This window comes from Nocardia sp. NBC_01499 (assembly GCF_045040275.1).
Taxonomy (GTDB): domain Bacteria; phylum Actinomycetota; class Actinomycetes; order Mycobacteriales; family Mycobacteriaceae; genus Nocardia.
Genome location: NZ_CP109426.1, coordinates 8992424 through 9014344, shown reverse-complemented (window position 1 = coordinate 9014344; position 21921 = coordinate 8992424). Strand labels below are relative to the sequence as shown.

27 protein-coding genes are annotated in these 21921 nt (G+C 67.3%); 9 read left to right on the top strand and 18 right to left on the bottom strand.

The window, feature by feature from the left end; genetic code table 11:
• Window positions 1-62: 62 nt before the first annotated feature.
• Both OG203_RS41100 and OG203_RS41095 read right to left on the bottom strand, forming a co-directional pair.
• A complete protein-coding gene (locus OG203_RS41100; RefSeq protein ID WP_405162581.1) occupies window positions 63-1007 on the bottom strand; it encodes a winged helix-turn-helix transcriptional regulator in 945 nt (314 codons plus the stop codon).
• 42 nt (window positions 1008-1049) lie between these two features.
• The gene (locus OG203_RS41095; protein WP_405162580.1) at window positions 1050-1838 is read right to left on the bottom strand and encodes a glutamate racemase; all 789 of its coding nucleotides are present in this window, start codon (window positions 1836-1838) and stop codon (window positions 1050-1052) included.
• Between the two features lie 60 nt (window positions 1839-1898).
• Here OG203_RS41095 and OG203_RS41090 point away from each other — a divergent pair, with 60 nt between their 5' ends.
• Together OG203_RS41090 and OG203_RS41085 are read left to right on the top strand one after the other, a co-directional pair.
• Window positions 1899-2564 carry a class I SAM-dependent methyltransferase gene (locus OG203_RS41090; protein WP_405162579.1) on the top strand — a complete coding sequence of 222 codons (666 nt, stop codon included), beginning with the start codon at window positions 1899-1901 and terminating at the stop codon, window positions 2562-2564.
• A 31-nt stretch (window positions 2565-2595) separates the two neighbouring features.
• Window positions 2596-3231 (top strand): histone deacetylase, encoded by a 636-nt coding sequence (locus OG203_RS41085; protein WP_405162578.1) that lies wholly within the window; start codon window positions 2596-2598, stop codon window positions 3229-3231.
• A 9-nt stretch (window positions 3232-3240) separates the two neighbouring features.
• Here the strand turns inward: OG203_RS41085 and OG203_RS41080 are convergent, their stop codons facing one another.
• Window positions 3241-4140, bottom strand: coding sequence for a class I SAM-dependent methyltransferase (locus OG203_RS41080; RefSeq protein WP_405162577.1), 900 nt, complete (start codon window positions 4138-4140; stop codon window positions 3241-3243).
• 139 nt (window positions 4141-4279) lie between these two features.
• Here OG203_RS41080 and OG203_RS41075 point away from each other — a divergent pair, with 139 nt between their 5' ends.
• Complete coding sequence (locus OG203_RS41075) at window positions 4280-4480, top strand: hypothetical protein (protein WP_405162576.1); 201 nt, start codon at window positions 4280-4282, stop codon at window positions 4478-4480.
• Here OG203_RS41075 and OG203_RS41070 read toward each other — a convergent pair.
• Window positions 4477-7047 carry an MFS transporter gene (locus OG203_RS41070; RefSeq protein ID WP_405162575.1) on the bottom strand — a complete coding sequence of 857 codons (2571 nt, stop codon included), beginning with the start codon at window positions 7045-7047 and terminating at the stop codon, window positions 4477-4479. The genes OG203_RS41075 and OG203_RS41070 overlap by 4 nt on opposite strands.
• Before the next feature lie 729 nt (window positions 7048-7776).
• Here OG203_RS41070 and OG203_RS41065 point away from each other — a divergent pair.
• The 3 genes from OG203_RS41065 (at window position 7777) to OG203_RS41055 (ending at window position 11099) form a co-directional block, all read left to right on the top strand.
• Window positions 7777-8949: a PP2C family protein-serine/threonine phosphatase gene (locus OG203_RS41065; protein ID WP_405168164.1), complete on the top strand. Its 1173-nt coding sequence runs from the start codon at window positions 7777-7779 to the stop codon at window positions 8947-8949.
• Window positions 8946-10580, top strand: coding sequence for an ATP-binding protein (locus OG203_RS41060; RefSeq protein ID WP_405162574.1), 1635 nt, complete (start codon window positions 8946-8948; stop codon window positions 10578-10580). The genes OG203_RS41065 and OG203_RS41060 overlap by 4 nt, the downstream gene beginning before the upstream one ends.
• A 75-nt stretch (window positions 10581-10655) precedes the next feature.
• Complete coding sequence (locus OG203_RS41055; protein ID WP_405162573.1) at window positions 10656-11099, top strand: response regulator; 444 nt, start codon at window positions 10656-10658, stop codon at window positions 11097-11099.
• A gap of 64 nt (window positions 11100-11163) precedes the next feature.
• Here OG203_RS41055 and OG203_RS41050 read toward each other — a convergent pair whose 3' ends face one another.
• The 10 genes from OG203_RS41050 to OG203_RS41005 all read right to left on the bottom strand — a co-directional run bounded on the left by OG203_RS41050 (window position 11164) and on the right by OG203_RS41005 (window position 16035).
• Entirely contained in the window at window positions 11164-11532 is a 369-nt protein-coding gene (locus OG203_RS41050; RefSeq protein WP_405162572.1) for an STAS domain-containing protein, read from the bottom strand.
• Between the two features lie 356 nt (window positions 11533-11888).
• Entirely contained in the window at window positions 11889-12464 is a 576-nt protein-coding gene (locus tag OG203_RS41045) for an alkaline shock response membrane anchor protein AmaP (RefSeq protein ID WP_405162571.1), read from the bottom strand.
• Entirely contained in the window at window positions 12464-13000 is a 537-nt protein-coding gene (locus OG203_RS41040; RefSeq protein ID WP_405162570.1) for a DUF6286 domain-containing protein, read from the bottom strand. The genes OG203_RS41045 and OG203_RS41040 overlap by 1 nt, the downstream gene beginning before the upstream one ends.
• Window positions 12997-13323 (bottom strand): Asp23/Gls24 family envelope stress response protein, encoded by a 327-nt coding sequence (locus OG203_RS41035; RefSeq protein ID WP_405162569.1) that lies wholly within the window; start codon window positions 13321-13323, stop codon window positions 12997-12999. The genes OG203_RS41040 and OG203_RS41035 overlap by 4 nt, the downstream gene beginning before the upstream one ends.
• Window positions 13320-13508: a hypothetical protein gene (locus OG203_RS41030; RefSeq protein ID WP_405162568.1), complete on the bottom strand. Its 189-nt coding sequence runs from the start codon at window positions 13506-13508 to the stop codon at window positions 13320-13322. Before OG203_RS41030 ends, OG203_RS41035 begins: the two co-directional genes overlap by 4 nt.
• Window positions 13509-14012, bottom strand: coding sequence for an Asp23/Gls24 family envelope stress response protein (locus OG203_RS41025; RefSeq protein WP_405162567.1), 504 nt, complete (start codon window positions 14010-14012; stop codon window positions 13509-13511). It abuts the gene before it with no gap.
• 95 nt (window positions 14013-14107) lie between these two features.
• Window positions 14108-14425: a hypothetical protein gene (locus OG203_RS41020; RefSeq protein ID WP_405162566.1), complete on the bottom strand. Its 318-nt coding sequence runs from the start codon at window positions 14423-14425 to the stop codon at window positions 14108-14110.
• Between the two features lie 76 nt (window positions 14426-14501).
• Complete coding sequence (locus OG203_RS41015; RefSeq protein ID WP_405162565.1) at window positions 14502-14879, bottom strand: Asp23/Gls24 family envelope stress response protein; 378 nt, start codon at window positions 14877-14879, stop codon at window positions 14502-14504.
• On the bottom strand, window positions 14876-15478 hold the full coding sequence (locus OG203_RS41010) for an Asp23/Gls24 family envelope stress response protein (RefSeq protein ID WP_405162564.1): 603 nt from the start codon (window positions 15476-15478) through the stop codon (window positions 14876-14878). The genes OG203_RS41015 and OG203_RS41010 overlap by 4 nt, the downstream gene beginning before the upstream one ends.
• The gene (locus OG203_RS41005; protein WP_405162563.1) at window positions 15469-16035 is read right to left on the bottom strand and encodes an RNA polymerase sigma factor; all 567 of its coding nucleotides are present in this window, start codon (window positions 16033-16035) and stop codon (window positions 15469-15471) included. Before OG203_RS41005 ends, OG203_RS41010 begins: the two co-directional genes overlap by 10 nt.
• A 168-nt stretch (window positions 16036-16203) precedes the next feature.
• Between OG203_RS41005 and OG203_RS41000 the strand changes: the two genes are divergently transcribed.
• The 3 genes from OG203_RS41000 to OG203_RS40990 all read left to right on the top strand — a co-directional run bounded on the left by OG203_RS41000 (window position 16204) and on the right by OG203_RS40990 (window position 17676).
• Window positions 16204-16410 carry a CsbD family protein gene (locus tag OG203_RS41000; RefSeq protein ID WP_405162562.1) on the top strand — a complete coding sequence of 69 codons (207 nt, stop codon included), beginning with the start codon at window positions 16204-16206 and terminating at the stop codon, window positions 16408-16410.
• 61 nt (window positions 16411-16471) lie between these two features.
• Window positions 16472-16669, top strand: a complete 198-nt coding sequence (locus tag OG203_RS40995; protein WP_405162561.1) for a hypothetical protein — start codon at window positions 16472-16474, stop codon at window positions 16667-16669.
• A 257-nt stretch (window positions 16670-16926) separates the two neighbouring features.
• Window positions 16927-17676, top strand: coding sequence for an IclR family transcriptional regulator (locus tag OG203_RS40990; protein WP_405162560.1), 750 nt, complete (start codon window positions 16927-16929; stop codon window positions 17674-17676).
• A 57-nt stretch (window positions 17677-17733) separates the two neighbouring features.
• Here the strand turns inward: OG203_RS40990 and OG203_RS40985 are convergent, their stop codons facing one another.
• From OG203_RS40985 to OG203_RS40970, 4 genes are all read right to left on the bottom strand, one after another.
• Entirely contained in the window at window positions 17734-18819 is a 1086-nt protein-coding gene (locus OG203_RS40985) for an amidohydrolase family protein (protein WP_405162559.1), read from the bottom strand.
• A 150-nt stretch (window positions 18820-18969) separates the two neighbouring features.
• Window positions 18970-20082 carry an ABC transporter ATP-binding protein gene (locus OG203_RS40980; protein ID WP_405162558.1) on the bottom strand — a complete coding sequence of 371 codons (1113 nt, stop codon included), beginning with the start codon at window positions 20080-20082 and terminating at the stop codon, window positions 18970-18972.
• Between the two features lie 10 nt (window positions 20083-20092).
• Window positions 20093-20956 (bottom strand): carbohydrate ABC transporter permease, encoded by an 864-nt coding sequence (locus OG203_RS40975; protein WP_405162557.1) that lies wholly within the window; start codon window positions 20954-20956, stop codon window positions 20093-20095.
• Window positions 20953-21921: a carbohydrate ABC transporter permease gene (locus tag OG203_RS40970; RefSeq protein ID WP_405162556.1), complete on the bottom strand. Its 969-nt coding sequence runs from the start codon at window positions 21919-21921 to the stop codon at window positions 20953-20955. Before OG203_RS40970 ends, OG203_RS40975 begins: the two co-directional genes overlap by 4 nt.

Below are 21921 nucleotides of genomic sequence, written 5' to 3'. Positions count from 1 at the left end.
ACTACAGTTATTGAAGTGATACGCGTCTCAATGAAGGGTGTCAAGAGGCCCTGGTCGACGGCTCAGGCGAGGCGGTCGAGCGCGGCCTGCGGCACGGGTTCGAACCGGACATCGGTGCGCCCGAGCCTGGCATCGCAGCCGCGGCAACGCAGCGCGGGCATCAGGTCCGCACCGCATTCGCGGTGCCGAATGCGCAGGCCGGGTTCGGGCGCATCGGGGTGCGCCAGATTCGACCAGGCGAGCAGGAACGCGTAGATCGCGAACAGCGCCCGGCCGCGCGGGGTCAATCGGTATTCGCGGCCGGTTCCCTCGCCGGATCGGCGCAGGATCTCGGCATCGCACAGGCGGGACAGTCGCTCGGTCAGGGTGGTCGGCGACATGTTCATGGCCGTGCGGAACGCGCTGAACCGGCGCATGCCCGCCAGCGCGAGGCCGGTCACGCTGGCGCTCCATCGGTCGCCGATCGCCGCCATGACCTCGTCGAACCGCATATCGGTTCGCGCGGAGACGAGGGCGCGGGCGCGGCGCCTGCCGCTGGAAGTGAAGCGCAACAACGCATCGTCGCCGAGATCGACATCGGTGTCGCGCGGGGTCACCGTGCGGCCGCAGCCTCGACACATCAGCACCGGCGGTCCGCGATGGCCGCACGCGTCGTGCACCAGGTCCGGGTGCAGGGCACCCTCGGCGGTCCACTCGCGTTGCCAGCTCCACACCGAGACGAGGATCTCCCAGGTCGCCAAGCCGAGATCGGTCAGCAGGTAGTCGAAGCGGTCCGGTGCCGCCGTCTGCGGGGTGCGGACGAAGACGCCCGCGTCGACCAGGGCAGTGAGTCGCTCGGTGAGCACGGCGGGTGGGGCGCCGGTGCGCTCGATCCACTGGTTGAAGCGGCGGGTGTGGTTGACGAACGCGTGCCGCAGGATGGTCAGCGTCAGCCGGTCGCCGAGCAGGTCGAAGGTGGCCGCGACGGGGTGCGGGACGGGTTGCCCTTCGTCGATCGGCTCTGTCATCCGCGCTCCTACTGGTTGCACTTCATTAACTGTAGCTGTCACTCAGCGAATGACGACAGGCTCCAGTTCGAGGTCGATGTCGAGACGAGCGAGCATTTCCCGGAATTCGCTGGCCGGGTAGTGCTCGTTCTCGGTGACCAGACCGAGGACGGTGCCGCTGCCCGGTGCCGATAGCGGGCGGATCTGCTCGACCACGCCTTCGATGGGGTCGAACAGCCGAAGCTCGGGGCGGGCCCGCTCGAAATAGTCACGCAGCCAAGGCAAGTGGGTGCTGGACAGGGTCAGCGCATCGATGCCGGGATGGGCGGCGAGCAGGGTGTCGAGGAAATCGCCGACCACCGTCGCGGTGTGCTCGCGACGGAACAGGAAGTCGCCACTCTCGACCAGTTCCACCAGCGACGACGCGTTCACCGCGTGGACGCGCGCGATCGCCGAACCCGCTTCCGCACGCAGGAATTCAACCAGCTCAACGCTTTCCACCAGCGAGCGCACACCGAGCACCGCCACCTCGGTCGCGACCTGCAGTGCTGCCCGCACCGGCGGGCGGACTCCGAATATCGGGGCCGGGCTGCGCAGATCGTCGAGGATGGTCACCGAAGGCGCGTTGGAAGCCAGCAGAATCGCGCTCGGTGCGAATTCGGCGAGGAACCGCACCGCGCGATCGACCACCGTCAACAGCTCGGACCGATCCTTTGCGCCATACGGAAAGCTGGCGCGGTCGGCGAGGTAGACGATGTCTCGATCGGGCAGGCGCTGATGCAGCAGTTCCACCGCCGAGTAACTGCCGAGGCCCGCGTCGAAGACCGCGATGGGCTGCCGTAGAGAGGTCACCCGCCGATCATGCCCGGTGGCCGCCGTGCGGGCGCCTGGGGCGCCTGACAGACTCGCCGGGTGACCGATTCTCGTAATGCTGATGCGTCCCGGCTGGCCGCCGCGTCGCTGGAGCAAGGTGATCCCACTGGATGGTTCGAGCGGCTCTACGTCGCGGCCGCCGACGGTGCGGCGGTGGTTCCGTGGGACGCCGCCGAGCCGAACCCGCTGCTGGTCGACTGGATCGAGCGGCATGAGCGGGAAAACGGCGGGATGCGGGCTGTGGTGGTCGGGTGCGGGTTGGGGCGCGATGCGGAGCACCTGGCCGGGCTCGGCTTCGACACGACCGGGTTCGACGTGTCCGAAACCGCGATACGGACTGCGCGCGAACGCTTTCCATCATCCACGGTGAAATACACGGTGGCCGATCTGCTCGATCCGCCCGCCGCATGGAACGGCGCGTTCGACCTGGTTGTCGAGTCGATCACCGTGCAATCGATGCCCGTGTCGGTGCGCGCCGTGGCGACCGCGAACGTCGCGCGGATGGTGGCGCCCGGTGGTGAGCTGCTTGTCATCGCGGGCATCCGCGAGGAGGGCGAGGAGGTGGACGGGCCGCCCTGGCCGCTCACCCGTGCGGAGATCGACGCGTTCGCGGGCGGGGATCTCCGGTCGACCCGGGTGGAGCAGGTATCGCCCGCCGGGAAGCCGGACTTCACGCGATGGCGCGCGGTGTTCCAGCGGGGCTGACATCTCGCGGCTCCACGTTCAGGATGGTGGGGTGACCGAGAACGGCGACGGTAGCACCCTGGTCTGGTACGCGGCCTACGGCTCGAATATGCACCTGAGCCGACTGCGCTGCTACCTCACCGGTGGCACGCCGGAGGGTGGCGCACGCACGATGCCCGGCTGCCGCGACCCGGCCGAGCCCGCCCGCTCACTCCCCATCATGCTCCCCGGCCTGCTGTATTTCGCCACCGAATCACTGGTATGGACCGGCGGCCGCGCGTTCTACGACCCGGACGGTCCCGGCCAAACCGCCGCCCGCGCATACCTACTCACCCTCGCCCAGTTCTCCGACATCGCCGCCCAGGAGATGTACCGATTACCAGGCGCCGATCTCGACCTGACCGAGGCAATCACCACCGGCCGCGCCCCACTTGGCCCCGGCCGCTACGAAACCCTCTCCTACGCAGGAACATTGGAATCCCACCCGATCCTCACCTGCACCGCGCCCTGGCACCACAACACGTTGCCCGGAAACGCCCCGTCCCCCGCCTACCTCCGCCACCTTGCCGCGGGCTTGATCGAATCCCACGGCTGGACAATAGAAACCACCGCCACCTACCTGGCCACCCGACCCGGCGCCAACCACGCCTGGACCCCCGAATCCCTGGCCACCCTGCTCACCGCCTGATGCGTTACGTCATGGTGTGGACGGTTTGGCGACCGTCACCCAGCGCGAGCTGTGGAACATCGCTTCTAGCGGCTCCGGGATCGGCGGCAGTTCACGGTGGTAGCGGGCCGCCAGTTCGGGCACCTTCGCCGGGTTCGCCGACCAGCCGCGGGCGGCGAACCATTCCTCCGGCTCGATGCGCTGGTCGGTGTAGAACAGCTCGCTAAGGTCGATCTCGGCCATCGGCGAGTTCTGGGTGTTCTCGGCCTGGTGCTCGGTCACCTGGTCCAGATTCTGATAGTTGCCGATCCAATCGAAGGCCAGCTGGCTTCCTGGCGCCGACAGCCGCGTGATCTGGTCGAACAACCCCTCCTGTGCGGCGCCGGGCAGATACGGCATCAGCCCCTCCGCGAGCCACGCCGTCGGCGCGGACGCGTCGAAACCCGCGTCCAGCAGCGCGGCGGGCCAGTCCTCGCGCAGATCGACCGGAACTTCGCGTCGATCCGCAGACGGCCGCGCGTCGTTGTCGGTGAGCACCCGACGCTTGAATTCGAGCACCTCGGGCCGATCGAGTTCGAACACGACCGTGCCCGCGGGCCACGGCAGTCGGTAGGCGCGCGCGTCCAGGCCCGCGGCCAGAATCACCGCCTGGCGTACTCCCTGGTCGGCGGCGGAAACGAAATGGTCGTCGTAGAACCTGGTGCGCAAGCCGATCATGCCCGAGCCAAGCAGCCAATCATCCTGGGCCGCAGGACCTTCCAGCATCGCGATCATTCGCTCGTGCCCGGACGCCACGACAAAGTGCGCGGCATACTCGTCACGCACCAGCGGGTCGGGCTTAGCGGTCTCCATGGCCCGGGCAGCCGCGATGCCAAGCGCGGTGACACCGACGCTGCTCACGATGTCCCACGAATCTCCCTCAGCACGCACGGCATTCCTCCGATCAGCAGACCCAGTTGTGACACAGCGCAAACGAGCGACCGTCAGCAGCGGCGACACGACATGACCTTATGTCCGTCAACCAAACTACGCCCAACTGAAAACAACCCGACTGCAAACAACCGATGACATGCCCGAATCAACGGCGGTCGCCCTGTTCGTTCCGCCCCAAGCGCTGTCGGCACGCCGCGCGCTGCCGCGCATAGTCGTAGCCGACGGCACCTCAGGGGCGGTGGATCTCGGGGCTGTGTTCACCAGGACGATGGGTGAGCTCGAGGTGTCCATCTCGGGCCGGTTGGCCGGGCGATCGGGGTCTGCGGGGGGCGACTAGGGGTGGGTTGGTGAATCTTCTTGTTGGTAGCCGAGTTTCACGTCGTGGTTCACTTCGCCGCCGGTGACGGTTATTCGGCTGGTGGATGGGGGGTAGCCGCGGGCTACTACGGTGTATTGGCCTTGGGGGAGGTCGGTGACGAGGTAGCGGCCGTTGTCGTCGGTGCGGGCGGTGGCGGTCAGGTCGCCGGTGGTGTTGAGGACGCTGATCTGGGCGTCGGGGACGGGGCGACCGTCGTCGGCCAGGGCCGACCCGACGAGTACCGCCATGGGACCCAGTTCGATGTCGTGGCGGAGCAGGCCGGTCTCGGGGACGGTGAGGGTGGTCGCGCTCGGGCGCATGTGTTCGGCTACGGCGACCAATGTGTATGTGCCGGAGACGATTCCGTGACAGGTGTATCGGCCGTCGGCGGTGGTGGTTGCCGCGCCGACGACTTCGCCGCGCAGGTCGGTCAGCGTGACGGTGGCGCCGAAGAGCGGGGTACCGCGGGCGGCCGAGCGCACAACGCCGGACAGTTCGCCGGAGCCGAGGAGGGTGAGGTCAAGGTGTTGCGCCCGCTGCCCGACCGAGACTGTCACCGCGGCCGGTTGATGGTCGGTCGCCGAGATGATCAGCACGTAGCTGCCGCTCTCCGGCACGCCGATAACGTAGCTGCCGTCGGGATCGCCGGTGGCTCGCGAAACCTGATGCCCGCGTTGGTCGATCAGGGTGAGCGCGGCGTCGGGCACCGGTTGACCGTTCTCCCGGCGGATGCGCCCGCCGATCGCACCGTCGCCGTATCCGTCGAAGCCCTCGATCGAGTCGAGCACGGTCACCGTGGAACCAGCTGCCGCCATGGCGAACTGGCGCGAACCGTTGCCGAGATGCTCGACAGGCGTGTGCCTGGCGACAGCACCGGCCAACACCGGTTCGGGTTCCGCGAGTGCCTGCGCGGCGCCCTCCCAGATCTGATCCTCGTCCCAATTCGACGCCACGGCAGGCGAAGCCGCGACAGGCTTCGGATCGTCCTGCAGCGGAATCTCTTTCATGAACACCAGCACGAAGCAGGCCAGCAGCGCCACCGCCGCGGCGACATAGAACACGCCGTGCATGGAGTTGGTGAACCCGATGAGGATCGGCACCTTCAGCTGCTCGGGCAGTGACTCGATACCGCTGGTGTTGCTCTGCATATTGCTGAGCTGTTCGGCATCGAACCCCGCGGGCAGTTCTCCGCCGAACGCGTCGATGATCTTGTTGGGCAACAGGTTGAACAGGATCGTCAGGAACACCGCGACACCGAGGGTGCCGCCCATCTGCCGGAAGAAAGTCGCCGCCGCGGTGGACACGCCCATATCCGAACGCGGGCCCGCGTTTTGTGCCGCGATCACCAACGTCTGCATACAGAAACCGAGCCCGAGCCCGATCACCGCACAGTAGGCCAGCGGCTGCCACAGCACGCTGTCATAGTGCACCTGCGCGAACAGCGCCGAACCGAACGCGGTGATGAAAGTGCCTGCCACGGGCAAGATCTTGTAGCGCCCGGTCCATTTGGTGATCCGGCCGCCGAACTGCGAGCCGGCCGTGATGCCGAGCACAAGCGGCAGCATCAACAGACCGGCATTGGTCGGGGTAAAGCCGCGCACCACTTGGAAATACTGCGGAACCATCGTGATGGCGCCGAACATGGCAATGCCGACGATGAAGCCGCCAAGGATGGTGACGCTGAACGTCGAACTCTTGAACAGCCGCAACGGAATCAGCGCCGCGTCCTTCATCAGGAACTCGACGAGCAGGAACAGCAGCAACCCTGCCGCGCCGACCCCGTAGCAGACCAGCGACCGATGCGATTCCCACCCCCAGTTCCGGCCCTGCTCGGCGACGACAAGCAGCGGAACGGTGCAGATCGTCAGCGTCACCGCGCCGAGCCAGTCGATGCGATGATTCTGGCGCTGATGCGGCACATTGAGCACCTTGGCGACCACCAGCCAGGCGAGCACACCGACCGGCACGTTCACCAGGAACACCCAGCGCCAGCCCGCGATGCCGCCGAGGGTGTCGAGATCGGAGAAGAAACCGCCGAGCACCGGGCCGAGCACCGTGGCGAAACCGAAGACCATCATGAAATAGCCCTGGTAGCGCACCCGCTCGCGGGCGGGCACGATATCGCCGACGATGGTGAACGCCAACGACATCAGGCCGCCGGCACCGAGACCCTGGAACGCGCGGAACCCGGCGAGCTCATACATCGAGGTGGCGAAGGTGCACGCCACCGAGCCGATGATGAACAGCCCGATCGCCGTGAGATAGAACGGCTTGCGCCCGTAGATGTCGGCCAGCTTGCCGTACAGCGGCGTGGTGATCGTCGCGGTGATCAGGTAAGCCGTTGTCGCCCACGCCTGTTCATCGAATCCGTGCAGGCTGTTGGAGATCTTCACGATCGCCACGCTGACGATGTTCTGGTCGAGGGCGGCCAGGAACATGCCGAGCAACAGGCCGGACAGGATGGACAGGATCTGCCGGTGCGACAGCGCGGTACCCTCGCCCGCTTCCAGGCCCGGCAGCGCTGCCTGGGTGGTGGAATTCGTCATGTGCGCCCTAATTCTGGTCGGCTGCGTTGTTTGCGTTTTTCCTCGAACACGCGCATCCGGTCGCCGCACCGTACCGATGCGCGGCCGTCGATCGGGTCGGCTCGGCGCTCGGCCAAGCCATGTGCCACAAGTGATCTGCTCTAACTAACTGCTGGTGAAACTCTCAGCGTGCAACTCGCATGACCTGCGCAACTAGTTGCTAATGCAAACATACATAGGCATGCATAGCGGTTTCCATCGCGGGTAGGGTTCACGCCGAACCAACGCCGAGATAGCCGCTTGCTACGTAAGGCCTTTCGCGCCTCCCCGCCCGCGACGAACGGCAATACTGCCCTATCCCGCGCGGCGATACGAACACTGGCCCCGACCACTATCGCCGCTGAACACTTTCGAATTCAACTTCCCAGGTGAGCCACCCGCCCGAATCCGCACGGCAGGGAAAACGCGCGCGACACCCGCCACAGGCAGTAAGGCTCGGCGCGGCCTTCCGGGACGGTAATGTTGGCACGTCGCGAGGTACAAGGCCCGGAGGGTGTGCCGAACGAGTGTGCATGCTCCGCGTTAGTCGTGAGTAACGAGGTAAACGCGGAGGGAAGGAGACCGGAGTCGATGCTTTCCGGGCAGAGTGGGCAGATAGGCCTCCTCGGCGACGGCGACGGCAGGGCCCGCGCAGAAGCACCGATTTCAGAGCGCCGACCCGACCGTGCCACGGTCTGGAGCTGGCCTGAGTTGTCGGTGCTGCTTGTCGAGGACGATCAAGCCGATGCCCTGCTGGTAGAAGAGTTGATCGCCGATGGCGCGCCGGGCCTTCCGGTGCGGTGGGTGCGCTCGGCGGCCGAGGCCCGCGAGCGGCTTGCCGCGGAACTACCCGACTGCGTGCTGTTGGACCTGCACTTACCCGACGCGCACGGCTTGGAGGCGCTTGCCACGGTGCGCGAGTACACCGACCAGGTCGCTGTCGTCGTGCTCACCGGACTCGACCAGGAGCAGATCGGGCTCGCCGCGGTGGCGGCCGGCGCGCAAGACTACCTCGTCAAGGGTCGGGTCGAGCCCGAATTGTTCGGCCGCGCACTGCGCTACGCCATCCAGCGTAAGCAGGCCGAGCGCGCCGCCGCGGCGCTGCGGGCCAGCCAGATGCGCGCGCAGGAGAACGCGCGACTCGAACGCGGCCTGCTGCCGACCCCGCTGCTGCGCGGTGAACGCGCGGTCGACATCGTCGCGCGCTACCGCCCTGGCCGGGCCAACGCCCTGCTCGGCGGCGACTTCTACGACGTGGTGCAACAGGCCGACGGCACCGTGCACGCGCTGATCGGCGACGTCGCCGGCCACGGCCCCGACGAGGCCGCGACCGGGGTGGCGCTGCGCCTGGCCTGGCGCACCCTGGTACTCAGCGATATCTACGGCATCCGGCAGTTGCGGCTGTTGGAGGAGGTGTTGTTGGCCGAGCGCACCGGCAAACAGACCTTCGCCACCCTGACCAGCCTGGTCCTGCGTCCTTACGATCATCGCGTCGTGGTCACCAGGGCCGGGCATCCTGGCATGCTGCTGCGCACCGGCTCGAAGGTGGACTGGGTAGAAGTGCCTGGCGGTCCCGCGATCGGCGTGCTGCCCGGCCGCGCCGAATGGTCCGCCCATGAGGTCGAGCTGCCTGTCGGCTGCGGCCTGATGCTGTTCACCGACGGCCTGTTCGAGGGACACACCGACGCGGGACAGGACCGGCTCGGCGAGGAAGGTCTACTCGACCTGGCCCGCACGATCACCGTCGCGGAACCGGCGGTGTTCGTCGACGAGCTGATCCGGCGCGCGGAGGCGCTCGCCGAGTCGCACGGCGGCCTCGAGGACGACGTGGCAGTCATGTACTTGCAGTGGAATCACCGAGACCTGAAGCAGGACAATCGATGACGACATCCCCCAGGGAAAAGTTCGTGGCCGGTCGGCTGACCGTGCAGGGCTGGTTCATGCTCGTGTTGGCCTTCATGGTGATCCTGGTGATCACCGGCACGGTGATCGGCGGCCTGCAACTCAGCAAGACCAACCAGGTCGCCGACCGGATGGTCGACGGGGTACAGCCCGCCACCGCCGAGACATACCGGCTGCAAGGCGCGCTGCTCAACCAAGAGACCGGCGTCCGCGGGTACGCCATCAGTGCCGACTCGCAGTTCCTCGCACCGTATTCCGAAGGGGTACAGGACGAGGCGCGGTCCGCGGCCAAGATCCGCGAGCTGCTCGCCGACCGCCCGCAACTGCTGGCCGATCTCGACGCGGTGGAACGCGCGGCCGCCGAGTGGCGCACCGGCTACGCCGAGCCATTGACCGCCGCGGTGGCCGCGCGCGGCACCGCGGCCGTCGACGAGAGCGCGGCGGCACGCGGCAAGGCGAGCTTCGACAACCTTCGCGTCCTGTTCGGCACCCAGAACGCCGATCTCGCCGCCGAGGTCGACCGGGATCAGGCCGAGCTGAAAGACACTCGGGCCGTGCGCGATGCGGTGCTGGCCGGAATGGTCGTCGCCTTCCTGTTGGCCGCGTTCGCGCTGACCATTCTGGTGCGCAAGCTGATCGCGCAACCGCTGGACTATCTGGAGGCCGCCTCCCGGCGCGTCGCGGGCGGCGACTTCGACCATCACATCACCGCGCACGGACCCGCCGACCTGGCCACCGTCGCGGAGGCGGTGGAAGGCATGCGCCGCCAGGTCGTCGCCGAACTCGAGTCCTCTCGGGTCCAGGAGTCCGTGCTCGCCGCGCAGACGGCCGAGCTGGACGCGCAGACCGCGGAGCTGCGCCGCTCCAACGCCGAACTCGAACAGTTCGCCTATGTGGCCTCGCACGATCTGCAGGAACCGCTGCGCAAGATCGCCGCGTTCTGCCAGCTGCTGGAAAAGCGCTACGGCGACCAACTCGACGAGCGCGCAACCCAATACATCGCCTACGCGGTGGACGGCGCCAAGCGCATGCAGGTGCTGATCAACGATCTGCTCACCTTCTCCAGGGTCGGCCGCGTCATCGACGGCAATGTGCCGATCGGTCTCGACCAAACCCTGGACAAGGCGATGACCAATCTCTCGGTGGCCGCCGAGGACACCGATCTGCGGCTGGAACGCCCCGACGAGCTGCCCAAGATCACCGGCGACCCGACGCTGCTGACCATGCTGTGGCAGAACCTGATCGGCAATGCGATCAAATTCCGCGCACCCGATCGGGCGCCGGTCGTCCGGCTGGAATGTGTCGCGGATGGCGACACCGGCGGCTGGCTGTTCTCGGTGTCGGACAACGGGATCGGTATCCCGCCCGAGTTCGCGGAGAAGGTGTTCGTGATCTTCCAGCGGTTGCACAGCCGTGAGGAATACACCGGTACCGGCATCGGCTTGGCGTTGTGCAAGAAGATCGTCGAACATCACGGCGGCAAGATCTGGCTCGATACCGAATACACCGGCGGCACGCGCTTCTGGTTCACGCTGAATTCGCCGGTGTCGGTCGAGGAAATAGGGGTACTCGAAGAAACGAGCTCATCCGAAGCAACCAGCGAAACCAGCTGACCAGATCGAACTGTTTCGCCTGGTCGACACGTTCCCCAATGAGTATGTACGCCCGATGAACACAGGAGCTTCCACTTGAGCAATCCCGGCCAGCCCATCGACATCCTCCTCGTGGAAGATGACCCCGGCGACGAGTTGATGACTCGGGAGGCGTTCGAGGACAACAAGATAGGCAACACCCTGCACGTCGCGCACGACGGCCAGGAAGCCCTCGACTTCCTCTATCAGCAAGGCGAACACGCAGGCGCCCCGCAGCCGGATCTGATCCTGCTCGACCTCAATCTGCCGAGGTACGACGGACGCCAGGTGCTCGAACGGATCAAGGCCGATCCGGAGCTTGCCCACATCCCGGTGGTGGTGCTCACCACGTCGGCGGCCGAGGAAGACATCCTGCGCAGCTACAAACTGCACGCCAACGCCTATGTGACGAAGCCGGTCGACCTGGACCAATTCGTCACGGCCATCAAGCACATCGACGATTTCTTCGTCCAGGTCGTCCGGCTGCCACGGCAACGCTGACCTGCGAGGCAGCGTCACGCCCGGTGACGCTGCCTTACTCCTTCAGACGGCGCAGGCCCCAGCCTCAGGCCGGGCGGCGCGGCTCCTCGACGGCGAGCGCGTCGTCCACGGTGTTGTGCACGCTGAGCAGCTTGTCCAAGCCGGTCACCTCGATCGGGCGGCGCACCGGCGGCGAGGCCACCACGCGCAGCTGGCCGGACGGCAGCGACTCCGCGGCGACGAGCAGCACACTCAATCCGGCGGAGCCGAAAAACTCCACCAGGGACAGATCTACGACCAGCATGCTCGGCTGGTCCCGCAGTGCCTCGTCCACCGCGGCCTGGAACTGCGGCGCGGACGCCATGTCGATTTCTCCGGTGAGCGACAGGATGCGCGCGGAATCCACCGACCGCACATCGGACTCGAGGCTCTTGGCCTTGCCGTCAGCGCTCATCGAGCACCCACCTGGACACCGCCGCACACGGCGCCACCGAGCACCATTCGCCCTCGGCTCGTCCGACCTGAGCCTGCTACACCAAACCGGTTGCCTGGCATCGCCACTTCGCTACCTCCGACGCGTCGACCCTCCGCCCGCTCGAGCACGGCGCGGAGATGATCCAACTCGCCAAACTACCGTAGGCCGACCTCGATCGCCGCGCCCGCCTCGGACTGCGGCGCGCCGATTGGGCGAAGTGTCCGGCAGAGTTGGCGGCGGTATCGGCGACCGCGGGGCCCACCTGGCCCGATGTATCCGAAGGTGGTGCGATCGTGCCGATCGTTGATGTCTGACACATGGTTGCCAGCAACCGGTCAGCGCACCCGGGCCGGGTGCCGGTCATCGGCGAAGTCGAGTTCCAATGTCACCGGGATGACCTCGACCTCCAGCGCCGCGCGCAGGCGAGTAACCGCGTGGCCGAGAATCTTGCGGCGCAGTTCGGCGATATCGGCACTCGGTTCCGCGGTGACCACCAGGTGCAGTTCCGGCGCGGTGCGCACACCGGACAGCCAGGCCGAGGCCGAGCGCACGCCCGGGTAGCTCTCGATATCCGCGGCGACCGGTGCGGCGGCGGTCGATGAGGCCAGCGTGGTGGTGCCGGCCGACTCGATACCCGCGGTGCGCCAGGTGACCGATTTCGGCATCCGGAACACCTGAGCCAACAACCAGCGCAGGCACAGCAGGCCGAGCAGCACCGCCACCGCGACCGCGGCCCACAGCACCCAGGTCGGCGGGGCGGCCGTACCGGGAACCAGGGTGTCGTCGGAGTGCACCCAGCGCAGCCGCCCGTAATGCGCGGCGACCGCGAGCAAGCCCGCGGCGAGCAGCAGCACGCCGGTCAGGCCGAGCATGCTGCGGTTCAAGGCGGCCGGACGGTTGGTTCGATTCATCAGGCCTCTCCTGTCTTCGGTCCGTGCAGCTTGGCGCGCACGCGGCGCACCGGCTGCGGGCCGATCTCCTGCACCCGGCGGGTGAGCGTCTCGCAGATCTCCTCCGGCAGGCCCTCGGTGCCCGCTCGATCGGTGTGCGCGGACACCTTGACCGCTTTGCGGCGCAACCGGATTCGCGCCGAACTGACGCCATCCACCGAGCCTGCGGCGCTGCGCAGCGCCGAACGCAATCCGCCGCGCGTCACTCCGGCGGACATCCCGTCGTCGGTGGTGAGCGGCAATACCGCGGCCCGACCCGGCCACAACGCCACCGCGAGGAGCACGAATCCGAACACCATCGCCCCGGCACCCACGGCGAGCACCGGCATGTCGTGCCAGGTCATGCCGTGCAGGTCGTCGGCGACGGTGTCATAGGAAAGGAACTCGTGCGCGCCGACCAGCCGCTGGATCAGCGACACCGCGACCGCGACACAGACCGCGAGCAGCAGCACCGCGACAATGATCGCCGGAACCACCCGGCGCGGTCGGCGCCTCATCGAACCCTCCTGCCCACAACGGTTTCGGTGGTCAGCTCGGCCACCGCGATGTCGATCGCGGACACCGCGAGTCCGGTCAGCTCGCGCGTGCGGCGGGCCAGATGCGCGCGGCACGCCTCGGTCACCCGGCCCACCGGCGACGGGTACAGGATCGGCAGCCGGACATCGAGCGCGGTCCGGTTGCCGAACACTCTGGCGTCGACCTGTACGTCGGCGCCGACGCCCGCCACCTCGCGCGCGGCCTGCGCGACGATCCGCCGGACCGCGCGCGGCGCCACTGTGGTGACGCCCGGATACTCGTCCGCGACGACGGCGGTGGTCATCGCCTGCCCTTGCGCTGTGCCGATTGCAGCAGGCCGGGCAGGTCGAGCTCGCCATCGAGCCAGCGGCCGACCAGCAGGCCGAGCACGGCGAACAGCAGCACGATGGTGAAGGCGCCGAACCCGCCGAACGCACCGGCGAAGCCGAGCGCGAGACCGACGGCGAGGCAGATCGCTGTGGCGCTCATCTACTGCACCCGGCTGCTCGGCACGGGTTCGTCGTCGTCGCCAGGGATGTAGACGTCGTTGACGTTGATGTTGACCTCGACCACGTCGAGCCCGGTCATCTGCTCGATCGCGTTGATCACGTTGCGGCGCACCGCACGCGCCAATTCCGCGATGGCGACGCCGTATTCGACGACCAGCTCCAGGTCGACGGCGGCCTGGGTCTCCCCGACCTCGACCGAAACCCCTTGGCCGATACTGGCGGACGCGCCGGGGATGCGGTCGCGAATGGCACCGAACGCGCGGGCCGCGCCGCCGCCGAGATCGTGCACGCCGCGCACCTCGCGGGCCGCGAGCCCGGCCACCTTCTGCACGACGATATCGGCGATGGAGGTGGTGCCCTGGTCGCTGGCCAGCTTGCTGTCCTTGTCGGATGCCGCGGCGGAGGAAACCCGGCTCGCCGGTGCCTTGTGCTCCGCGGGCGCCTTGGTGTCCGTGTTCTTGTCCGTGGTCGTAGTGGTGCTCATTGCTCCTCCTGATTTCCCTTGCGGTACAGCGGACATCGGCCTCATCTGAATCGACACTCGGTTCGGCCTGATCGTCACGGCCGGAACGGTGTGAGCTAGGTAACCCCCTCACTGCCGAAGGCTCCGGCATCGAGTTCGGTCACCACCACACGCAGGCGGGCATCGGACCAGTCCGTCCCTGCCAACGCGGCGCGCACGGCCGCCGTCGCCTTCTCCAGCAACGGCGCCAACGGCAGCTCGGCCGCCGCGACCCGCACCTCGACCCGCCCCGGTCCTACATCCACCGCGAATCCCCTTGCGTCCCACGGCCACCAGGCCGGGCTCTCCGCACCGAGGGGTGTCGCGGGTCGAATACCGTCGATCGTGTCCAGCGCGCCAAGGATCACGGCGATGATGTCGCTGGCTGAGTTCACGACTGCGCCTCGCTGGCGCTCAGCTCCGTCGTACCCTCCGGCATGCTGGCACTTCGGTTCGCTCGCTGACGCTCACTCACTGCCGCTCCGGCTCGATATCGAGAATGGTCACCGACACCTCGTCGACCGTCTGCCCGGTCTGCTCGAACACCACCCGCGAAACCTCCTGTTGCACCGCGTGACCGATCACCGCCGCGGCGCGTTCGGCCGAAATCACCACGTCCACTTGCACACTCAGCGCGCCCGAGGCGGTCCTGCGCACTCGCACGCCCTCCGCTGGCGCGGGATCGGCACTCGTCAAGCGCTGCTTGCCAACTCGCACCAACGACGAGACCAGCCCGCGAACACCGGGTTCCAGCCGCACCACCCCCGGTGTCGCGCACGCCGCCTGCGCGGCCACCGCGGCGATGACGGGTGCCTCGATCCGCACCTCGGAAACAGCATCAGTCGTCATCGCCGCACGCCCCCCGTATCACCTTCGTCGTAGATATCCGCGACAACCAGATCCAGCGTCGCAAGCACGAGACCGACCTGCGCGGCCAGCGCTGCGCTGACCCGTTCGCGCACCAGCGGCAACGCCTCGCCGACCGTGGCGTGCCCGAACCTGATGGCGACCGACAACTCGACCGCGACCAGGGTTTCCCCGTCCATCCCCATCCCGACGCGGCGCACCCGGCACTGCCTGGCGCGCACGCCAGGCACCGAATCGGCGGCGTAGCGCAGCACGGTGGCGACGGCTTGTTCGCTCACCTCGACCGTGCCTGGCGCGGGTGTCGGCAGGACCAGGGTCCGCCCGCGCCGTGCCTCGGCGCGCACCGCGGACATGATGCGCCCGGTCAGATCGGAAGGCGCCGGGTCCGGTTCATCGATCAGCTCCCTGGTCGCCGCGCGCAGGGCGAGCAGACTGTCCCTGGCGGCTCGGCAATGCGGGCAGGTCTTCTCGTGTTCGTCGCCGAGACCCGCCTCGACCGCGTCGAGCCGATCCCAGACCTGTTCGATCTCGCGGCCGCAGGGCAGCCGATAGTCCTGTTCTGTCGTTCCGTTCACCGCCATGGTTTCATCACCTCGGACAAGTGGGCTCGCGCGCGGGCTATGCGGCCGCGCACCGCCGTCGTATTCACTTCGACGATGTCGCCGATCTCCTCGTAGGTCAGCCCGTGCACCTCGCGCAGCAGCCAGCAGGCGCGCTGTTCGGGCGTGAGCACCTGAAGCGCCGCGTTCAGCGCCTCCAATTGCGTGCTCACCTGCACCGCGTGCTCGGGCTGGGTATCCGAGCGTGGCGATTCGGTGGTGTCCGGGTCGACCTCGACCGTAGGCCTGCGGGCCCGGATCACGTTCAGGCAGCGATTGGTCGTCATCCGATAGAGCCAGCCGACGAAGGCGGCGTCCTCGTTGAGTTGCGGTAGGCGGCGCCAGGCACCGAGAAAAACCTCCTGGACAACGTCCTCGGCATCGGAACGGTCGGCGAGCATCTTGACCGCGAGACGAAACATCTGGGCCTGATAGCGCAGTACTAACTGCTCATAGGCCCGCATATCGCCGTCGCGCGCCCTGCTCACCAGGGTCGCATCATCAGGCGCGGTCTCGGCAACCGTTTCTGTCGTGGTCACAGCACCTCCTCCACCGCTCATCACATAGACACCGGGGATTGGAAACCGTCACGGCCAGTATGACGTGATCGTTGTCTCATTGGTTGCTGCGTGCGCTTTGTGGTGCGGCCGTGTCAATACGACGTGTGCATCCAACCCCGGATGCGCCGCGACACAGCGGAGGTTTCGATGTCTCTGAGCGACAAGATCGGGAACAAGGCCGACGAGCTGGGCGGCAAGGCGAAGGAAGCCGCTGGCACCGTGACCGGCGACGACGATCTGCGCGCCGAAGGCAAGGCCGACCAGGTCGAATCCGCGGTCAAGGGCGCGGTGGAGAACGTCAAGGACGCCATCGGCGACGCGGTGGACAAGGCGAAGAGCGCGCTGGGTAAGTAGTCAGGCGCGTGCGGTGTGCGGCCGCGAGTACGGCCGCACACCGCACGGCTCGAACAGAGGTATGACTGTGATCAATCATCGACCGACCAGAATCGCCGGTGTCGAACCGGGAACCGCAGTGCTGGCGATCGCCACCTGCCTGTTCTTGACCATCGGTGTCGCCGCCATGACGGAGTCCGTCGTCGCGACCGTCGCGGCCTGCGTGAGCATCCTGATCGGGCTCGTTGTCGTGCTGAACATCTTGCCGCACAAGGCTTGAAATTCCTCCTCCGATTTCACCGCACTCGACGCGGTGAGACGTCGATGAAACGTGGGTGAAGGGCGGGGACCGGAGACTCTTCCCTGTAGAAGAACCGCCCGGCGCCCGTTCGGCGCGACGGACCAATGCGCTAGCCGGTCCGCCACGTCGCGGACGTTGTCGGTCTGCTGAGCGAACCGGGCGTTCCATTTGCTGGATCGGGAGCGATAAGCACGACGTGCTCGGTTCGTTGCAGTATCTGCACGGGAGGACAGAGAGTGAGCGAAGCGACGATGGAAAAGGCGGCCTTGGGGGGCCGCGGCGTGCTCGAGGGGGCATTTGCCCTGTTGGAGGCCCTCGCGCATGGTGATGAGCTGGGCTTGACCCAGCTGGCGTCAACGGCGGGACTACCGAAGGCCACGGCCTATCGGTTACTCAATCAGCTGGTCGTGGAAGGAGCGGTGCAACGCCGCAGTGGCCGTTATCAGATCGGGCCACGGGTGTTTCGGCTCGGGCAGACCTGGCAACCGGCGCGGCTGCTGCGGGCCGCCTCGGCCCGGCCGCTCGGGCAGCTGACCGCGGCATCGGATCGGGGCGGTTTCAGCCTCGCGGTGACCGATCGGGGTGACACGATGTTGATCGGCGGCATCGGACGGGATATCGATGAGGTCTTTCCGCTGCGGGCGGGGGTGCTGCTGCCATCGGGCACCGCCGCTGAGCAGGCGCTGGCCGTCGGCCATCCGAATCACACACCGCCCGAGGGGTTCTCCGCGCGCGAGTGGGGTCGTCAGGTCACCTTGACGCGGGAACGCGGAATCGCCTACGACACCGACCTGAGCCGGTTCGGGCTGGCCTGTGTCGCGGCGCCGGTGCGTGGGCCCGCCGGTGAGGTCGTCGCCGCGCTGGCGGGGACCGTCCGCGAGTTGAACCGGGTCCCCGCGATGGCGGAGGCGGTCCGGCGGACAGCGGGCTTGGTGAGTGCCAATCTCACCAGGGTGCTCAGGTCACAGGGCGCCATGTCGCTCTGAGGCGGAGAGCCGTCAGGGTGTCGCCCAGGCAGTGGGGCGACACCCTGACGGCTCGTCCTAACTCCGCACGTGTGGAATGCCGCCGCACCAGACTCGGGCGATGGTGCGGGTGGCGCGGATGTCGGCCAGCGGGTCACCGTCGACGAGAACGAGATCGGCCCGCAGGCCGGGTGCGATCGTGCCACGGTCGGGCAGGCCGAAGTATTGGGCGGGCAAGGTTGTCGCGGCGCGCACGGCTTCCGCCGGGGTCAGCCCGGCGGTGACGAGTAGCTCCAGTTCGCGGTGCAGCGAGTCGCCGTGCGGCGGCTGATACGGGACGCCCTGCTCGCTGTTGGCGTCGCTGCCAGCGAGGATGGGCACACCGGCGGCGTGCAGCGTCGCGACGCTGGCGAGGGAATCGGCGAAACCGAGACGGCCCAAAGCCGTTGCGATGCCCTGCATCATGACGAGGGTTGGCGCGGCGACCCGGCGTTCCACCGCCATCCGGCGCACGTCTTCCGACGGTAGCTGGCCGTCCGAGGGAATGTGGGTGATGATGTCGACCCCCGCGTCCAGCGCGAGGGTGTAGGCGCCGAGCGACGCGGCGTGCGCGACGACGCGCAGATCCTTGGCATGCGCCGCCGCGACAACAGCTTTGGCGGAGGCCTCGTCGGGTCCGCCCTGTCCCGGCGCTTCCAGGATGAGCTTGATGTAGTCCGATCCGGCCGCGGCACGTTCGGCCACCATCGCCTCGGCCTGCTCCGGACCGTGGATGACCGAGTGCTCGGCCAGGCCGGGAATCCGGACGTGCATGCCGCTCGCGCCGATGATCGGCGTGCCCGCGCTGCGAATGTCGGTGGTACCCAGCTGGTTTCGCAGCGCCACGAGCCGCTCGGGCGGGACGGTGGTCATGTCGAGTGCCGTGGTCACGCCGTGCGCGGCGAGCTGGTCGAGTGATTGCGTGCCGTGCAGGTGGACGTGGGCGTCGATGAGTCCGGGCAGCAGGATGGCGCCGTCGCCGTCGATGGTTTCGGCGCCGCTGGCATCGGTGCCGATCACCGCCCCGTCGATCACCACCGTTGTCGGCTCGGTCAGGCCTTGGCCATCGAAGACGCGAACATTGTGCAGGGCGGTTTTACCGGTCGCTGGGGAGTCGACGGTCACGCAAGCCTCCGGTGCGGGTAGTCCATGCAGCGGCGGTGCGACCGCTCCGCTAGGGAACGTTAGTAGCCGACCGCGAATTTGTCCGCACACGAAGTGATAACGCATTGTTCTTGTGACGGCACTGTCCGGTCTCGCTCACGAGATGTACGGCTATTCGGCGATCCGGGCACCTGTCCGCGGATGGAACAGGTGCACGGCGGCGGGATCGGTCACCGTCAGATCGACGGATTCGGCCAGCTTCGCCGGAGATCGCATGGCCGAGCGGGCCACGAACATGAACTGCTCGCCGTCGAGGCCGGTGACCTTGGTGCCGGAAGGGCGCGCGTAGACATAGGATTCGCTGCCGAGCTCCTCGATCAGTTCCACGGTGACGGCGAAACCGGTACCGTCGCGGCCGAGTTCGAGCTGTTCGGGGCGGATGCCGACGGTGACGGTGTCAAGGCCTTGCTCGCCGAGCCTGGTCATCCGGTCGCGGGGCAATTCCAGTGTGCTGTCCGCGATTTCGACGCCGCCGGGGACGAGCGGGGCGGTGCACAGGTTCATCGACGGCGAACCGATGAACCCCGCGACGAACGCGGTGGCGGGGCGATCGTAGAGCTCGGCGGGGGTGCTGAACTGTTGCAACCTGCCGTCGCGCAGCACCGCGACGCGGTCGCCCATGGTCATGGCCTCGACCTGGTCGTGCGTGACGTAGACGGTGGTGGTGCCGAGACGTCGCTGCAGGGCGGCGATTTGGGTGCGCGTCTGCACACGCAGTTTTGCGTCGAGATTGCTGAGCGGTTCGTCCATGCAGAACACGCGGGGCTCGCGCACGATCGCGCGCCCCATCGCTACCCGTTGCCGTTGTCCGCCAGACAGTTTCGCCGGTTTGCGGTCGAGGTAGGGGGTGAGGCCGAGCAGTTCGGCGGCCTCGGCGACGCGGCGTTTGCGTTCCGCGAGCGGCACTTTCAGCATCTTGAGCGCGAAACCCATGTTCTCGCCGACGGTTTTGTTCGGGTAGAGCGCGTAGTTCTGGAAGACCATGGCGATGTCACGGTCCTTGGACGGGACGCCGACCATGTCGGTGCCGTCGATGCGGATCGATCCGGCGTCGATCTCCTCGAGCCCGGCGAGCATGCGCAGTGCGGTGGACTTCCCTGAGCCGGAAGGTCCGACCAGGACGATGAATTCGCCGTCGGCGATGTCGAGGTCGAGCGAGTCGACCGCGAGGGTGTCGGCGCCGGGATAGACGCAGGAAGCCGCGTCGTAACGAATGGTGGCCATGGGTTTTTCCTTACTTGATGGCGCCGAACGAGAGACCGCGCACCAGCTTGTTCTGCGCGATCCAACCGGCCAGGACAACGGGCAACGCGGTGAGCACCGCGGCGGCGGACAACCTGGCCCAGTACAGGCCCTCCCCCGTGATGAAGCCGACCAGGAACACCGGAATCGTCTGTGCCTGAACAGCGGTCAGGTTCACCGCGAAGAAGAATTCGTTCCAGGAGAAGATGATGCAGATCAGCGCGGTCGCGGCGATGCCTGGTGAGACCAGCGGCAGGATCACCTCGCGCACGCCGGTCCAGGTGCTCGCGCCGTCCATGCTCGCGGCTTCGAGGAGTTCGCTCGGCACCTCGAGGAAGAACGAGCGCATCATCCACACCGCGATCGGCAGGTTCATCGAGGTGTAGAGGATGACGAGCGCCCAGATGTTGTCGAGCAGCCCGATATCGCCGACAATCACATACAGCGGCACGATCGCCGCGACCACCGGCAGCATTTTGGTGCCGATGAAGAAGAACAGCGCGTCTTGAGTGCGGCGCACCGGACGCAGCGATAGCGCGAACGCGGCGGGCAGCCCGAGCACGAGCACCAGGATCGTGGACATCGCGGTGGCGAAGGTGGAGTTCAGCAGCGTGGTGCCGATGCCGCTGTCCAGCACCGCCTTGAACTGGTCGAGGGTCGGGGTGAAGAGCAGTTTCGGCGGGTCGGTGTAGGCGTCACCCTCCTGTTTGAACGCGGTGAGCACCATCCACAGCACCGGGAAGAAGAAGCCGATGCCGACCACCCAGGCAAGCACGGTCCAGAAGATGCCGGTCCGGCTGCGTCGGCGACGCACCTGGACGTCGGGTTTCTCGTCGAGGGTAGGCGCAGTCGTCATGCTGCTTCCTCTTTTCCGGTGAAGGACTTGAACAGCAGACGCAACGCCAGGGTGGCGACCACGGTGGTGGCGATGACGGTGATGACGCCCATCGCGGCCGCCTGGCCGATGTCGAAGCCGAGGAACGCGCGCTGGTAGATGTAGAACGGCAGGTTGGAGCTGGCGATGCCGGGACCGCCCGAGGTCATCATGTACACCGCGTCGAAGGTGTTGACCAGGTAGATGGCGCCGAGCACCGCGCCGAGTTCGATGAATCGGCGCAGGTGCGGCAGGGTGAGTTCGCGGAAGACGGCGAAGGAGTTCGCGCCGTCGACCCGCGCGGCCTCCACGATGTCGCGCGGCATGGACTGCAGCCCGGCCAGGATCAGCAGCATCATGAACGGGGTCCACTGCCACACCAGATCCGCCATCACCGAGGGCAGCGGGTATTTGCTCACCCAGTCGACCTGGCCGACGCCGAAGGGTTTCAGCACGAAGTTGATCAGGCCGAAGACCGGGTCGAGCATGGTGGTCTTCCAAATGAGTGCGGCCGCAACGGGAGTCACCAGGAACGGGGTGATCAGCAGGGTGCGCACGACACCGCGGCCGAAGAACGCCCGGTCAAGCAGCAGCGCGAGCAGCAGTCCGAGGAGCACCGAGATGATGACGGTGCCGACGATCATGATCACGGTGTTGAGCGCGACCTCACGGAACTGGCTGTCCCCGAACACATCCGCGTAGTTCTGCAGGCCGGTGAAGTGCCGGGAGCCGGGGCGGACCAGGTTCCACGACTGCGTCGAGTAGTACAGCGTGAAGACGAACGGCACCTGGGTGACGACGAGCATGAAGATCAGCGCGGGCAGCAGCGGGCCGCGGCGGCGCCAGCCCTCGGCGCGGGAGATACGGTCGCGCCGCGAGACGAGCGGTGGTGGCGCTGCGGTGGCTGCCTCGGCGGAAGCCGCTGGGGCCGTGGTGGTTTCGGACAT

What these genes read in the sequence shown, in the direction of transcription:
- OG203_RS41050 (WP_405162572.1), bottom strand. Translation starts at nt 11,532, where the DNA reads ATGAGCGCTGACGGCAAGGCCAAGAGCCTCGAGTCCGATGTGCGGTCG.
- OG203_RS41060 (WP_405162574.1), top strand. Translation starts at nt 8,946, where the DNA reads ATGACGACATCCCCCAGGGAAAAGTTCGTGGCCGGTCGGCTGACCGTG.
- OG203_RS41000 (WP_405162562.1), top strand. Translation starts at nt 16,204, where the DNA reads ATGTCTCTGAGCGACAAGATCGGGAACAAGGCCGACGAGCTGGGCGGC.
- OG203_RS41025 (WP_405162567.1), bottom strand. Translation starts at nt 14,012, where the DNA reads ATGAGCACCACTACGACCACGGACAAGAACACGGACACCAAGGCGCCC.
- OG203_RS40995 (WP_405162561.1), top strand. Translation starts at nt 16,472, where the DNA reads ATGACTGTGATCAATCATCGACCGACCAGAATCGCCGGTGTCGAACCG.
- OG203_RS41010 (WP_405162564.1), bottom strand. Translation starts at nt 15,478, where the DNA reads ATGGCGGTGAACGGAACGACAGAACAGGACTATCGGCTGCCCTGCGGC.
- OG203_RS41075 (WP_405162576.1), top strand. Translation starts at nt 4,280, where the DNA reads ATGCCCGAATCAACGGCGGTCGCCCTGTTCGTTCCGCCCCAAGCGCTG.
- OG203_RS41035 (WP_405162569.1), bottom strand. Translation starts at nt 13,323, where the DNA reads ATGACCACCGCCGTCGTCGCGGACGAGTATCCGGGCGTCACCACAGTG.
- OG203_RS40970 (WP_405162556.1), bottom strand. Translation starts at nt 21,921, where the DNA reads ATGTCCGAAACCACCACGGCCCCAGCGGCTTCCGCCGAGGCAGCCACC.
- OG203_RS40975 (WP_405162557.1), bottom strand. Translation starts at nt 20,956, where the DNA reads ATGACGACTGCGCCTACCCTCGACGAGAAACCCGACGTCCAGGTGCGT.
- OG203_RS41100 (WP_405162581.1), bottom strand. Translation starts at nt 1,007, where the DNA reads ATGACAGAGCCGATCGACGAAGGGCAACCCGTCCCGCACCCCGTCGCG.
- OG203_RS40980 (WP_405162558.1), bottom strand. Translation starts at nt 20,082, where the DNA reads ATGGCCACCATTCGTTACGACGCGGCTTCCTGCGTCTATCCCGGCGCC.
- OG203_RS41040 (WP_405162570.1), bottom strand. Translation starts at nt 13,000, where the DNA reads ATGAGGCGCCGACCGCGCCGGGTGGTTCCGGCGATCATTGTCGCGGTG.
- OG203_RS41015 (WP_405162565.1), bottom strand. Translation starts at nt 14,879, where the DNA reads ATGACGACTGATGCTGTTTCCGAGGTGCGGATCGAGGCACCCGTCATC.
- OG203_RS41045 (WP_405162571.1), bottom strand. Translation starts at nt 12,464, where the DNA reads ATGAATCGAACCAACCGTCCGGCCGCCTTGAACCGCAGCATGCTCGGC.
- OG203_RS41030 (WP_405162568.1), bottom strand. Translation starts at nt 13,508, where the DNA reads ATGAGCGCCACAGCGATCTGCCTCGCCGTCGGTCTCGCGCTCGGCTTC.
- OG203_RS41070 (WP_405162575.1), bottom strand. Translation starts at nt 7,047, where the DNA reads ATGACGAATTCCACCACCCAGGCAGCGCTGCCGGGCCTGGAAGCGGGC.